Below are 15034 nucleotides of genomic sequence, written 5' to 3'. Positions count from 1 at the left end.
GACGATAATTTAGTTTACAATGTATTAAGCTACATAGAATTAAAAATCTCATTAGTCTATAGTTTTTGTATTAACATAATACGAATGAATTAGTTCAGGTTAAAGTCCTCTGAGCTATTATAATTTTTCTAACTAAGTACAGTTTTTCATGACTTAATAGAATTTCAGAAGAAGATCAATTAGCAATTTTTAAAAGAATAAGAAATACTGTACTTTCGCGGACTAATCTTTTCAATTTTAATTAAAATTTATGCAAACTTATTTTTCAACTGTACTACTTATTTTTGTATTAGCACTTTCAGCAAACGCACAGTTAAGATATGAACCAGTGATGACCACTGGAGAAAAACATGGTAAAGGGTTGGCAGAATCTAACATGTATTTGGTTGGTAAGACAGATCAACATCTGATTTACTTAAGTGGTAAAGGTAAAGGGACTGCTATAGGAGTAGGAATTATGGACCCCATTGCTATCGGGACAAAAATTGCCCTCCATCTATCTTTTTACAATAAAAAATTAGATTTAGTTAAAGAAGTATCACTTGGAGAAATTAAAATGATGGCACTAAATGGTGCCAATGATAAAAATTATGAATTCACTTATCAAGACCAAGAGGGGGTGATTTGGGTGATTTATTCAACAGGTTCAAAAGGTATGAATCGCCTTTATCGAACGAGACTAAATGATGCTCAAACAGGTTTTGAAAAGCCAATTTTAATTTCACAACAAAGAATTGGGAGTGATAAAATCAGTAAACAAGGCACATATAATATAAAGTTATCTGACGATAAAAATCTGTTATGTGTCTACTCTATTTCTTCTAATAGGAAAGCAGAAAACTCAAATGCTTATGTCCATGTTTTTGACCATCAATTCAATAGCAAATGGTCTATGATCTCTAAAGTACCTCAATACAGAAAAAATAATTTTACCTCTAAATTAAGTATTGGTTTAGATAAAGTTGAAAACTTTAAGGATCATAAAATTCTTCTTTCGAATTCTGGAGTACTCAATATTTTTAACCGTGTTTCTGGGAAGAAAAACACTTATGCCCACTTATTATATTCCTTTTCTGAAGGTAAAAGAAACCCAATTGTAAAGACCTTTACTAACGATAAAGAATACTTAAAAGGCTTGTATTTAACAGAATACGAAGATCAAATAGGTGTAATCGGTTATTATGCAAATCTAGAGACGAAAGGGTATAAAATTAATGGTCTTTACATCGAATTAATGGACCCGATTTTTCTTAAAACGAAAAATAAGAAAAAAATAGAGTTTACAAATAAGAATAAAGTGGATTTCATGACTTCGGGTTATTATCCCAAAACATCGAAGTATGAATCTAAGTTTGTCTCAAAGGATGAAAATTTGAGAAAAAAACTAGAGAAAGGAAAAGAGATTGGAATGGGTAATTCTTATTATCCTTTAAAACTGATCACGAATAGCAATGGAACATTTACGCTTGTATCAGAAGCCCTCACAGCAATGACGACGTCTTCTACATCAACATTTGGTGGAATAGCGACTACAGATGTAAGTACAAAGTATACTTTTGGTGATATTTGCTTTGTCAACTTTGATAAAGAAGGGAAAATTCATTGGATTAGTAATTTTCATAAATACCAGAAATTAGAGGAAGGGGCAGCATTATCAGGTGGAGTGCTCTTAATTGAAAATGATGATGTTTTGAGCTTTATGTATGCCAACGTCAATGTAGATAAAATGCAATATGGTGAGATCTCACTTGAAAATGGTAAAATAGAGTCGAAAGATATCTATCCTCTGAAAAACGATAAGATTGAAGGTCATTGGTTAATGATGAAAAGCTTCAATGACTATGCTCCAAACTCATATATTGGCTTAGCATCGAAGGTATTCAAAACCAAAATGATTACGTTACAATTAAAAGAGAAATCATTGTAAATTCCTTCAACATAAGGTACTACTTAAATCACAAGCCAATCTATTCTAAATAGGTTGGCTTTTTTTCGGAGGCTTAAACCTTTTTTGCGCTTTATAGGTATGAATTAGGTAAAATCAGACTACGAATTATTGAGGTGAGTTGACTTTTTCTATTGCAAAATCTCCTTCAACATTGTCTTCCTTGCCCTATTATCAATATTCCTCACTGCAATGCCAAAAGCCTTACGAGTTCCTACAAAAATGGCCATTTTCTTTGCCCTTGTGAGAGCGGTGTAAATCAAATTTTGGTAGAGCATATTGAAGTGTTGCATGACAACAGGAATGATGACGACATCAAATTCACTACCCTGAGATTTATGAATTGTAATGGCATAGGCCAGATCAAGGTCGATGAGATCTTGTTTTTCATAATATACCGTTTTGGCATTTTCACCCGAACCAAAATCAACGGCAAGTTGAACATTGGAAGTGTCTATTGATGAAATTTTGCCGATGTCACCGTTGAACACTTCAAGATCGTAATTGTTTCTTTTTTGAATCACTCGATCTCCCATTCTGAAAATACGCTCACCAATGGTAAGACTCGCTTTTCCTTGTGCTTCAGGATTACAGGTTGCTTGAACCAATTGGTTGAGGTTTCTAGCACCCATGCTTCCTACGGTCATTGGTGTTAGGATTTGAGTTTCTAAGTTGGAACCTACTTTCTCTTTGATCGTTTTCCCATAGAGCCTTACGACCATTTCTGACGCTACAAATCCATAATGCAAACTTGACCAAGGGTGAATTTCCTCCATAATGGTTTTCAAAGCAGAAGCGTGATCTTCTGATTGAATTAAAGTTTGCAAGTCAGCATGTAAATAATGATTGGGGATATGAAATACAAAAGACCTTCCACCTGTTTTTTTGATTTCTTCAATTTCATTTTCAGAGGTAGTGTGAATATAAATATCGTCTTCTTGCGTCACGGATTTATAAGTATCTTCTTCTCCTTCCGCTCCCTTTTCTTTGACAAATGCAACTCCTTCATTTTGGATGACATACTTCATTGATTGCGTCATTTTCTTGATGAATTGCGTTTGCTCTTTTGTTGCTTCATCTGAATCAATAAACAAACAATCCATATTGTCTTCCCATACTGTTGGTGTATTGATTGGAGATTCTACTCTAGGAATTTGTCTTTTTATGATCTGATGGGCAAACTTAATAATCTGACTTTCTTGTGCTTGGCGGAATACTTTTTTGAGGTGAAAACAGGGTACAACTTCACTTTCTATTAAATCTTTCAGCACGTTTCCTGCACCCACTGAAGGCAACTGATTAGGGTCGCCGATAAAGAGTACTTGGGCTGATTTTGGAATGGCTTTCAGTAAAGAAGCTGAAATGGAAATATCCAGCATTGAGCATTCATCTATAATGATAAAATCCACTTCCAAAGGATCTTCTTCGTTCTTTTTGAATTGTCCCGTATTAGGTTGCCATACTAATAAACGGTGAATGGTCTGTGCTTCTCTTCCGATCACTTCTCCCATACGTTGTGCGGCACGACCTGTTGGTGCTGCTAGCAAAACACGCTTTTTCATGGCCAAAAGCAATCTCACCAAAGCCTTTGTCGTTGTCGTTTTACCACATCCAGGACCGCCAGTTAAAATCGAGAAAGGTTGTTGTACTGCACCGTAGACGGCATCAAACTGTTCATCGCTTAGAGGGAATTGTTGTTTGGAATTGAATAAATCCAGCCATCTTTTTACACGTTCAGCATCCACATTTACTTTTTCAGATAAGAAGGATTTGACAATTTTGGCAGTATTCAATTCATCATAAAAAAGGGATTTAGAATAATAGCATTTGATTTCCAATTCACCCATTTGCTTCATTCTAGTACAGAGGTCCTTGTCCTTTTCCATGGCCTCAATTTCAGAAATCACGAGCTCCTTAAAATCTTCTTTGAGTAATGCTTTTACATTTTGATGGATAATTTCCAATTCAAGATAACAATGCCCTTGTTCTCTACTTGCCGAAAGTACATGACTGATTGCCGCCCTTATTCGTTTCGGACTGTCCTTTGCAATCCCCATACTCAACGCAATTTTATCCGCTGAGAAAAAACCAATTCCATAAATATCTTTTGACAAACGGTAAGGGTTTTCTTTCAGAATCTTGATCGCATCATTACCATACGTCTTATAAATTTTGACAGAGAACAGCGTGCTTACCCCAAATTCCTGAAGGAATAGCATTACATTTCTGATTTCACGATGTTCCGTCCAAGAAGCTTTAATTTGATCCAGTTTTGTAGTTGCAATTCCTGTTACTTCCGTCAACCGTTCAATATTCTCTTCAAAAACGCTTAAAGTATCTTTTCCGAAGTGATTGACAATCCGTTTGGCAATTTTAGGTCCCACACCATAAATCAAACCTGACCCGATATACTTCTCTAAGGCAGACGAACTCGCCGGTTTTTTTTCAATAGTAGAATGTGCTTTGAATTGATCACCGAATTTGGGGTGATGTACCCACTCACCTTCAAACTCCAAAGTAGCACCCGCAAAAACGTTGGCTTGATGTACTGTAACGGTGATCTGTTCATGAGGTCTGTCGGCGGGATTTACCCTGATAACCGTCCATCCATTTTCTTTGTTATGATACGTAACGCGGTGTACTATGCCTTTGAATTTTTCCATGATCAATCAAAAAGTGGAATCCTTAAGAGAAAAATGAGGAAGGTGATATTAAAATAAAGAGTTGCTTTAAGGTCTGATTACATTGCCCTTTTTCTATTGTCATCTCCTATACTTAAAAGTATATTTCAGACTTAAATATACTAATTCTAGTTTTTAGAAGTCGTGAGACTTCTGATGATTTATAGGACACGAATGTCGCTATCGCTTAACATTCGCACCGGTGGACTTTCTACCCAATTGGTTTGAAAGTACCCCCTATTAATTGTTTGTAGAAAGATTGGTTGGAATTTGACGATAATTTAGTTTACGAAGTGTTAAGTTGAATGATATTTTTATCTAGGTATTAGCTATTTTTCATATCATGCAATAGCTTAAACGTATGATTGATTTCTTCCTTTTCAATAATAATAGAGAACTCATGTTTGGTGGAAATGAACTCGACAACGTTGATTTTATTCCACGCTAAAATCTTTAAGATAAAATAGAATACCCCTGGAGCATCTTTATCATAAGTAATTGGCATACGCATGGTGACGGCGGCAAGTTCTGTAATCTCTGAGAGTTTCTCTTCGCCGAAGAAAAGTTCTTTTACTTTGGGTGCGAAAGATTTACTGGTGATAATGTTGGTTTCATGCATCCCTTTTGAAGAAGCATGGAAAAGTTCGGTGTTACTGTTTTGCACCATTTCCAGTAATTCCTTTTGGGCACGAATAAGAGTAGGGGAGTTTTTATAAGCGAAATCGACAAGGTCTGAACGTACCAAAATATCACCCATATGTCGGATATATTCTTTCGCTTGATCTTCTAACTCTGTGGCATTGATTTTATGAGCCATCCTCTTCAATGCCATCACAATGGCCCCTTGTTGTACTTCTTTGCCGAATCTTTTTTCAACTTCTGAGTGGAATTTTCGAGCTAAGGCACTGTAATTAATAATACCTTCTGCAATTCCCTCTTGAATAAAAGGTGATTCGTTGATAAGTTCCGCTATTACTTCGGCAAGTGTGACCATGTTGATACTATTAAGATTAGTGAGAGCCAAAAATAATCTTTAAAAATCGACTTTTAAAACAATTGTGTTCAAAATTTAACACTTGAACGCAAAAACTGAATAAAAAAGATGCAATTCTTACCTCAACTGATCAACTAGGAAAATTAATTGGTTAAATTTGCGTTCATGATGAGTTAAGCAATAGTGATTTGCTTGTCATTCCATTGATTTTTAAATAATAAATAGTCAAAAAATGAAATTGGCAATTGGTGGCGACCACGCTGGCTTTGAATATAAAGCAGAGATCATTAAGCATTTAGAAGCAAACGGACACGAAGTAAAAGATTTTGGTCCTTTCTCAACGGCTTCATGTGATTATCCTGATTATGTACACCCATTGGCGGAAGCGGTAGAAAATGGTGAGTATGAGTTTGGTATCACTATTTGCGGAAGTGGTATTGGTGTTTCTATTGTAGCAAACAAGCACAAAGGTATCCGTGCTGGCTTATGCTGGGAACCCGTTTTGGCTCAGTTGACTCGTCAGCACAACAATTCTAATGTAGTATCAATTCCAGCTCGTTTTATCTCTTTGGTAAGAGCAATTGAGATTGTTGATACTTTCATTTCGACTGAATTCGAGGGAGGACGTCATCAAAATAGAGTAGACAAGATTCCTGTATAAAGGAAGACAAATCAAACAAACATGATTCAGAGAATACAATCAATTTTTCTTTTGTTGGTGGCAGTAGCGATGGGTGCTATTGTTTCATCACAAATTTGGGTATCAGCCACAGAATCGAAACAAGCTGTGTTAACTGCGATGCAATTGACCATTTCTGAAAATGGTAATTTAGTAGAATCAGTAAACACTATCGCAATTGCAGTAGTTGCAGGATTGTCAGGTATTGTGGCTTTAGCTTCGTTGTTTTCATTCAAAAACAGAATGAACCAAATGAAACTAAACTTAGTCAACAGCCTTTTGATATTTGCTGTAATTGGTTTAAACCTGTACTACGGTTATTTGCAAGGCACTGAGTTAATGGATGGAGTTCAAGGACAATACAAAATAGGTTTCTTCTTACCTGTTTTTGCCATCTTATTCAATTCTATGGCTAATCGTTTTATCCAAAAAGATGAGAAAAAAGTGAAAGATTCAATCAGTGGTCGATTAAGAGACTAATCTGAATTGATATATCGATAAAGATTAAAGAGGAATGTGGTTTAAAACTGCATTCCTTTTTTTGGCTATGATAAATTTAAAGTAAACGAATCTCTATAATATATAGGGAATTAATTACTCACTTACATTCCATCACTAGATCATTCAGCACACTGTAAACTAAATTTTTGAACACTAGTAATATTTAGAAATCGAGATATTTCTGCTGGTCTTTATGATATGAATGACTACTCTTTTAGTTTGGTAGTTCTACCCCGGCCTTGAAGGGAAATGCGTTAAGAATTTCATGTATTGAGCCATTAAGAATGATTTTGCTGTTTGAGCGCAGCGAGTTTAAAATCATTTAGGCGAAAGGAATGAAATTTAGCTTTTGACTTCAAAGCCTAGATTTTTTGCTTCGTTTTTCATCAATGGAAAAATGAAGAAGAAGGAAACTTGAAAGTAGACCCTATAAAAGCTTGTAGACAAAGGCGATTGAAAGTTGATGAAAATTTAGTTTACAATGTATTTAATTGTAGATGATGATTTAATATTTGCCAAATAGTCCATTACATGTATTTTTTACACTATAGTTCACGCTTTTTGGATGATTTTTTTTAAGTGAACGTTCATATTTGAATCAGCTAGTCAGAAGCTATGAAGAAGAGTATATTGATGATTGAGATGAATTAATGAAACCCTACAGGTTTGTACAAAAGAAAGAAAATGAAATAGGAATCAACTCTACTCAAACAGGATGAAATGAAATTGGCTAGCATTGAAATTTATGTATTACATCTAAATGGAATTCTGAGTAACATTACTTTTAAACCAGCTGATTATGAAACAGATCGACAATCTTACTTCAGTGTGCAATTATTGAAGTATAGTATTGAGGTTTGAGCAGATTAAAATGATTACGAATACACTTTTGTTTGTACAGTAGGTACCACTGTCCAATAACTTAAGGCAATTCCGTATACTTTCAATTTAAAATAATTGAATGACTTTATTGTATATCCAGCAATTGATTTAGAGGAGTGGAGTTCTGATTATTATTTTCGATCACTTATCAAGTCTATAGCATATGATATTAGTTAGACGATAAGTAAAATTGAAATTTACACATTATGAAATGAAAAGATAGAAAATCTAAACTACCCTCTTTAATTCTATTTTGAATAGCATCAATTACAAAGTGATGAAGCAAATCACTTTTACTTATGCATTACTTTCATTCAACACAATCAGACTCGGCATTGTAGAAATGTTATCTCAAGAATAGCCAATACCTATTCTTGCAGCATAATGGGTATTGCTAAATTTTTCGCTGTACTAATCTAAATATTTTACTATGAAAATTTATGCTAATCTAAATGTTTTAGCGAAGCGGATTACATCTAATTCATTGCTATGGGTAATTTGTGTCTGTTATTTTCCTACCATGGTATTAGGTCAAGTGACACTTGAGTCTGAAACCAAAATTTCTGATATCGGTTTGCATTTTGATGGTCAGAAAGTGGGTGGTTCTGCCTCAAATACGGGAACAGACTACGATTACTTTTTCGGCCCAAAAATCTCTGCCCATGGAGATTGTATCACTGAGTTTGATGGTTTTGTTTTTATGACCTGGTACAAAGGAGGTAAAAACAATCGTCAAGTGATGTTGTCAAGGTACAATAAAAGTACGGGTGTGGTAAAAACAATTGAGTTTCCTCACCGACATACCGGTTACCAAAATAAATGGTGGATTGGGGAATCTCACAATACAATTGCCGTTGGGGTAAGTCCTTTGAATGGTACCATACATTTGCTGTATGATATGCATGCTTATTCCAGAACAAAGCCATCAGATGGAAGTTTGAGTAATGATTATTTTAGATATTCTTACTCTGTCGCTAATGCGGCGACGGTCTCTGATAGTCAATTTAAATTATCGTTGTTTGTCAATAGTCCAAGTGGTAATTATAAGCATTTGAGTCTAAATGGAGGTGAAGATTATGCCAATTTCTCAGGTTTGACGTATCCTAAATTTTTCTTGAATGATCAAGGGGATCTATTTGTATACATCAGAGAAGGAGGGAATAACAATGGAGCCTATAAGTTTAGTAAGTACAATGCTAGCAACTCTACTTGGTCTAGCTTTACAAGCTTCAACGTGTTGAATGCAAAGGGACAAGGGGAACCTTACAACTGGGGTTTATATGGCAATATGAAATACGTTAATGGAAAAATTCGAATCGGTTTCCAAAGAAGATCAAGTAACAATAATGATAAATTCCAGTATCAAAACGGTTTTTATTATGCCTATTCTGATAATCAGAACGGAACGAGTAATTGGAAAAATTATAAAGGCCAAGGTTTTTCTTTACCACTTCTTGATGCTGATAAAATCAAAATTTCCGAACCGGGTGACTTGGTCGCTACGACTCAAAAAAACAAGGTATACATTGTGAGTGGGTTTGATTGGACTGTAACGGAGAATGGAGATGTGCATTTTGTAGGGAAGGTCAAAGACAATGAGTTTAATGTCACTAAAAATGTGCATACTTATAAAAAGGCAGGCAATTCTAACTTTACAACCACTACTAATTTTTCGGGAGCAGAAAGAATTTATACCTCTGGCGATGATATTTATATTATTGGTTTAAATAGTTCAGGAAGAGTATTTATTGAAAAAGGAACAGGCGGCACCAATAATTTTACGCGTGTATATGAGGCAACAAGTGGAAAAAGATTTAGACACGGTCAAGTATATGTCAAGGATGGAAAAGTCTATTATTATATGATGGAACGTCAGTCAGGCGATGCCCAACCGCTTTACCTGCAAATTATAGATTTAGGGATTCCTACCAATACCCCTCCAGTAGTCAATATGACTTCTCCTACGAATAACATCACAGTTGCTCCTGGTAGTGTAATATCGTTAGGAGCTAATGCGTCAGATAATGGTTCCATAGATAAAGTGAATTTTAGAGTAAATAATGCCTTCTACAAACAAGATAGAACAGCACCATATTCAGTGAGTTGGACACCTACCACTGCGGGCACTTATACAATTGACGCTGTTGCTTATGATGAAGATGGATTGAGTACAATTTCGTCTAGTATAACGGTCAATGTACAATCCATTAATGTATCGATCGAATCTGTTACTGCCCAACAAGTACCAAACGTAGCAGCTAATTTGCTAGACGGTGATGTGAGTGACAATTCTCGATGGAGTGCTCAAGGATTCTCTAAAACAGTAGTAATTGATTTGGGTAGTATTCAAAATATCACCGGTACAAAAATGTGGACTTATCTTGATAGAGCTTATCAATACAGGATTCGAGTGTCTAATTCACCAACTAGTGGATTTAATACGGTGGTGGATAGAACAGGAAATACAAGTACTACTCAACCGTTGAATGATAATTTTAATGCTTCAGGGCGTTATGTAAAACTTATTGTTGAAGGGGCTCATAATTATACTGGTGATTGGGTAAGTATCAATGAGTTTGAAGTATTGACTTCCGGATCGTCTTCTGCTCGTCAGCGTGACACATCGTTCATTGAAGAAGAAGTCTCAGCAGTGACGGTTTTCCCTAATCCATCTAATGGCACATTTACCATTGATTTGAAAGGTATTGAAAATGCTGATATTTTGATTTACAATATGAAAGGTCAATTAGTGCATCAAGAGCAAAATACATCTCAGTCTCTTCGATTATCAAAAGGATTAACCTTTAATTCTGGAGTTTACCTGATTAGAGTGATTGACCAAGATGGAAATTACTATGACAAAAAACTGATGATCAGATAAGTAAAAAAGAACGTTACGACGGCTTTATCTATAAGAAGTATGAATTATTAATGAAGTATGAAAAACAATTTTTATTATCAATTTAGCAGACTAGGTCAAATTGCATTTGGACTGATTGGTTTATTAATCAGCGGAGTGTCAATGGGACAAGTTACACTAGAAAAAGAAGTAAGCATCACGAGCCAAGCTTTATATTTTGATGGAAACAAAGTGTCTATTAACCATACCGCCAACTCCTCAACAGGGTATGATTATGTATATGGAAGTTCGCTGACTCCTCATGGAGATTGTATCAAAACATATAAGCATTATGTATTTATGACTTGGTACAAAGGTGGGAAAAACAACCGTCATGTGATGTTGACAAGGTACAATACGCAAACAGGAAGTAAGAAAACCATTGAGTTTCCCCATCAGCACACTGGCTACAATGGTAAGTGGTGGTTAGGAGAAACACACAATACAATTGCAATTGGTATAAGCCCGATAAACGGTACGATTCACTTGGCTTATGATATGCATGCTTACAGTAATTCTGGATCATTTGTGAATGATTATTTCAGATATTCTTATTCTCAACCCAATGCTGCTGAGGTTTCTGATTCACAATTTACACTGAGTAAGTTTGTAAAAGATCCCATTGATGGAGATTATAAGCATTGTACAATGGATGGCAAGAGAGATGCATCACATTACTCGAAGTTTACTTACCCTAAGTTTTTCCTAAATGATCAAGGAGAATTATTCTTGACAATGCGTAAAGGTACTTCTCATGATGGGGCACAAGCTTTTATCAAGTACGATGCTTCTCAAAAGAAATGGGGGAGATTTAAGATGTTCAATGCTTTAGGAGCAGGGAGTAAAGGAGAGACACACAACTGGAGTATTTATGGAAGTATGAAATACGTGGATGGAAAAATGCGTATTGGTTTCCAACGTAGATTAAAAGATGGTACAGATAAATACAAGTACCAAAACGGGGTATACTATGCCTATTCTAATGATCCTACAGGAGCTTCCCAATGGAAAAACCATAAAGGACAGTCTATCACTTTTCCGCTAGTAAAAGCACAAGAAGCATTAGTATATGAACCTGGAGATTATGTTCAAACTACGGCCAGAAATATGGTTTATATCGTAAGTGGTTTTGATTGGACCGTTACTGAAAGAGGGGATGTACATATCATCAGTAAAGTAAGAGATGATCAGTATAAGGTCACGAAGTATATACATAGTTACAAACCGGCAGGGGCTTCTAACTTTACAGTAACCACTAACTTCAATGGAGCCGATGCACTTTACACTTCAGGAAATGATGTATATATGATTGGTCTGAGTGGAGGTAGAGTGTTTGTTGACAAATTAGAAGGTGGTACAAACAATATCACAAATGTTTATAAAGCAACTTCAGGTAAGACGTTTACAAAAGGGATTGTACATATCAGTGATGGGAAATTATACTATTATCTTAAAGGAAATGATACTGATGATACACACCCAACATACCTTCAAATCATAGATTTAGATATTCAAAATGCACCGCCTGTAGTCAGCATGACGGCTCCTGCCAATAATCTTACCGTTGAACCAGGTACTACGGTCACATTAACAGCCAATGCTTCTGATGATCAAGCAGTTTCAAAAGTGAATTTTAGAGTGAATAACGGTTTTTACAAACAGGACAAAACGACTCCGTATTCAGTAACATGGACTCCAACTACTACAGGGACATACACTATTGATGCCGTTGCTTATGATGAAGACGGCCAGAGTACTATAGCTTCAAGTGTTACTGTCAATGTACAATCAGTGAATGTGACAATTGAATCTGTTACAGCAGAGCAATCTCCTAATGTAGCGACAAACTTATTAGATGGTGACGTGAGTGATGATTCTCGATGGAGTGCTCAAGGTTTCTCTAAAACAGTAGTGTTTGATTTGGGAAGTACTCAAAATATCACGGGTACTAAAATGTGGACGTATTTGGATAGAGCTTATCAATATAGAATTCGAGTGTCTAATTCAGCAAGCACTGGATTTAATACGGTGGTGGATAAAACAGGAAATACAAGTACTGCCCAACCGCTAACTGATAATTTCAACGCTACCGGCCGTTATGTAAAACTGATTATTGAAGGAGCTCATAATTATACTGGTGATTGGGTCAGTATCAATGAGTTTGAGGTATTGACTTCTGGATCGTCCTCAGCCCGTCAACGTGGTTCATCGTTCATTGAGGAAGAAACTTCAGCGGTTACGGTTTTCCCTAATCCATCTAATGGCACATTTACTATTCATTTGGGAGAGATGGTAAACGCTGATGTTTTGATTTATAATATGAATGGTCAAAAAGTATATCAACAATTGAATGCTTCTCAGCAAATACAATTATCTAAAGGATCTACATTTGATACAGGAATTTATCTTATCAAAGTAATTGATCAAGAAGGAAATCATTATGATAAAAAATTAATGATCAAATAAAAATAGGTGCCCATGTAAAAAGTGGGCACCATCATTTTCGATATATAATTACCAAGCCACAGCTTCACCCATATGAATAAATTGACCATTGAAATCAGTTTCTTCAGATAACGATAAGCTTACAGAAGTTTTAGCACCATCTACGATTTCCATAGGAGCGTTTTCAGTACCCAAATCCGTTTTTACCCAACCAGGATGAGCAGAGTTGACCTTTACATTTGTTCCTTCAAGCGACGCTGCAAGGTGAACAGTGAAAGAGTTTAAGGCTGTTTTAGAAGCATCATAAGCAAATGGTTTTACAGTGTAGTAAGGTGATTCTACATCACTTTGTTCTGTATTCGAACCCAAAATACTCGATAGGTTTACAATTCTTCCTGCATCACTCTTTTTGATAAGGGGTAATAATGCTTGCGTAAGATTTACAACGCTGAAGAAGTTGACGTCAAACGTTTCTTGTAGCGTCGCAGCAGAAATGCCTTCAGAAGTGTTGACACCTAGTGGTTCTTCTGAGTGAATAATACCAGCATTGTTCACCAAGATGTCCAATTTACCGTATTCCGATTCGATTTTTTGTTGCAATGCTTTTACATCTGCATCTTGAGTAGCTTCCAATTTCACCAACTCCACATCTAGCCCTTCCGCTTTTAATTTTTCAACCGCTGCTTGACCTCTTTCTTGGCTTCTAGATGCCATCAATACTTTGATTCCTTTAGCACCTAATTGACGTGAAGTTTCGAAACCTAACCCTTTATTTGCTCCTGTTACTAATGCTATTCTTTTCATTTTTCTTGTGTTTAATGTTTAAATGTATTTTTCAATCTCTAGCGTTAAAGGAATTTTGTTTTTTCCTTTTCCCCTAGGATCTGATACAAATGTAGAGGGCTTGTGATATAAAATGAAATCGTTTAATTTTACTCATGATATAAAAATATTAATATCAATATGGTTAATCTAGAATGGTATCGCACCTTTAAAGCGGTTTATAAACACAAGAATTACTCGAAAGCAGCTGAGGAATTATTTCTAACACAACCTACAGTAAGTAATCAGATCAGTATGCTTGAAGCAGCTGTCGGACATAAATTATTTACCCGAAAATCAAAAGGGGTCGTCCCAACAGAGTATGCAAAGTTCCTCAACAACCTTATTATTGAATCGTTGGATACGCTTGAAAAAGTAGAGGCGAGTTATAGTAGGTCAGTAAAAAAAGAGGAGCGACAATATACGTTTGGTATCAGTGAGGATCTTTACAAAAGTTTTGTTTCGGGTAAGATGCTTTCTGCTTTCCAACACCTCACAATGCATTTTGAAAATGATAATAAAAAGCTGTTTGACTTAGTCAATCAAGGAGAAGTTGACGCCGCTATTGTAAGGGAGGACTATCAAACTTTTGATGTTTTATCACACAAAATTGCTTCATCAAAATTGGTCATTGTAGGAAACCCTAATCTAAATACAGAGGAATTGGATATACATATCCAGAACAATGATTTAATGAAAATTCAAAAATGGTTGGAACATCAAACGTGGTTTTCCCACATGTCTACCAATCCTTTTATAAAGTTCTTTTGGTTACATTGTTTCAATAAAAAACGTCCGAAAATTTTCACGAATTACATTATTCCAAATGAATATTTCATGCTTCAAGAAATGACAGAAATTGAAGGAGTAGCAATTGCATTAAAGGAAAATGTACAAACATTTTTAGAGGATCAATCCTTAAAGTTAATCTGGGAATCGGAGGATTATCCTGATCGGGAATATTATTTAATAGCCCATAAAAAACAGGAGGTGTTTTTTGAGATGTTGATAAAACATTATACGGATTGATGAACTCTTTTTTAATATCTAAGGATCTTAATACAGCATATTTATAGGTATTACTTCTTATCCATATATTGAAGAAAAACTACATATTTCCTAAGTTTAATACATTGTAAACTAAGTTTTTGTTATTAATAGTGTTTAGAAATCAGGAGATTTCTGA

The 15034-nt window shown here is 35.4% G+C and carries 9 protein-coding genes; 6 read left to right on the top strand and 3 right to left on the bottom strand.

Annotated features, from left to right (window positions below):
- Nucleotides 1–250: 250 nt before the first annotated feature.
- Nucleotides 251–1927, top strand: coding sequence for a hypothetical protein (locus PL77_RS28675; RefSeq protein ID WP_044213150.1), 1677 nt, complete (start codon nucleotides 251–253; stop codon nucleotides 1925–1927).
- 149 nt (nucleotides 1928–2076) lie between these two features.
- On the opposite strand, the gene PL77_RS28670 is transcribed toward PL77_RS28675, so the two are convergent.
- On the bottom strand, nucleotides 2077–4608 hold the full coding sequence (locus PL77_RS28670) for an AAA family ATPase (protein ID WP_044213148.1): 2532 nt from the start codon (nucleotides 4606–4608) through the stop codon (nucleotides 2077–2079).
- Nucleotides 4609–4951: 343 nt separating this feature from the next.
- The gene (locus tag PL77_RS28665; protein WP_044213146.1) at nucleotides 4952–5620 is read right to left on the bottom strand and encodes a hypothetical protein; all 669 of its coding nucleotides are present in this window, start codon (nucleotides 5618–5620) and stop codon (nucleotides 4952–4954) included.
- A gap of 232 nt (nucleotides 5621–5852) precedes the next feature.
- Between PL77_RS28665 and rpiB the strand changes: the two genes are divergently transcribed.
- The 4 genes from rpiB (at nucleotide 5853) to PL77_RS31220 (ending at nucleotide 13047) form a co-directional block, all read left to right on the top strand.
- Nucleotides 5853–6281 (top strand): ribose 5-phosphate isomerase B, encoded by a 429-nt coding sequence (rpiB, locus tag PL77_RS28660; protein WP_044213144.1) that lies wholly within the window; start codon nucleotides 5853–5855, stop codon nucleotides 6279–6281.
- Nucleotides 6282–6302: 21 nt separating this feature from the next.
- Nucleotides 6303–6779 (top strand): DUF4293 domain-containing protein, encoded by a 477-nt coding sequence (locus tag PL77_RS28655; RefSeq protein WP_044213142.1) that lies wholly within the window; start codon nucleotides 6303–6305, stop codon nucleotides 6777–6779.
- A 1333-nt stretch (nucleotides 6780–8112) separates the two neighbouring features.
- On the top strand, nucleotides 8113–10563 hold the full coding sequence (locus PL77_RS28650) for a BNR-4 repeat-containing protein (RefSeq protein ID WP_082026788.1): 2451 nt from the start codon (nucleotides 8113–8115) through the stop codon (nucleotides 10561–10563).
- A 57-nt stretch (nucleotides 10564–10620) separates the two neighbouring features.
- Nucleotides 10621–13047 (top strand): BNR-4 repeat-containing protein, encoded by a 2427-nt coding sequence (locus PL77_RS31220; protein ID WP_052444821.1) that lies wholly within the window; start codon nucleotides 10621–10623, stop codon nucleotides 13045–13047.
- Between the two features lie 48 nt (nucleotides 13048–13095).
- Here the strand turns inward: PL77_RS31220 and PL77_RS28640 are convergent, their stop codons facing one another.
- Entirely contained in the window at nucleotides 13096–13830 is a 735-nt protein-coding gene (locus PL77_RS28640; protein ID WP_044213140.1) for an SDR family oxidoreductase, read from the bottom strand.
- 159 nt (nucleotides 13831–13989) lie between these two features.
- Here PL77_RS28640 and PL77_RS28635 point away from each other — a divergent pair, with 159 nt between their 5' ends.
- Nucleotides 13990–14877: a LysR family transcriptional regulator gene (locus PL77_RS28635; protein WP_044213139.1), complete on the top strand. Its 888-nt coding sequence runs from the start codon at nucleotides 13990–13992 to the stop codon at nucleotides 14875–14877.
- The last annotated feature ends 157 nt before the right edge of the window (nucleotides 14878–15034 follow it).

The sequence above is a fragment of the Flammeovirga sp. OC4 genome (genome assembly GCF_000812565.1).
Classification (GTDB): Bacteria; Bacteroidota; Bacteroidia; order Cytophagales; family Flammeovirgaceae; genus Flammeovirga.
This window is presented reverse-complemented; position numbering and strand designations above follow the sequence as displayed.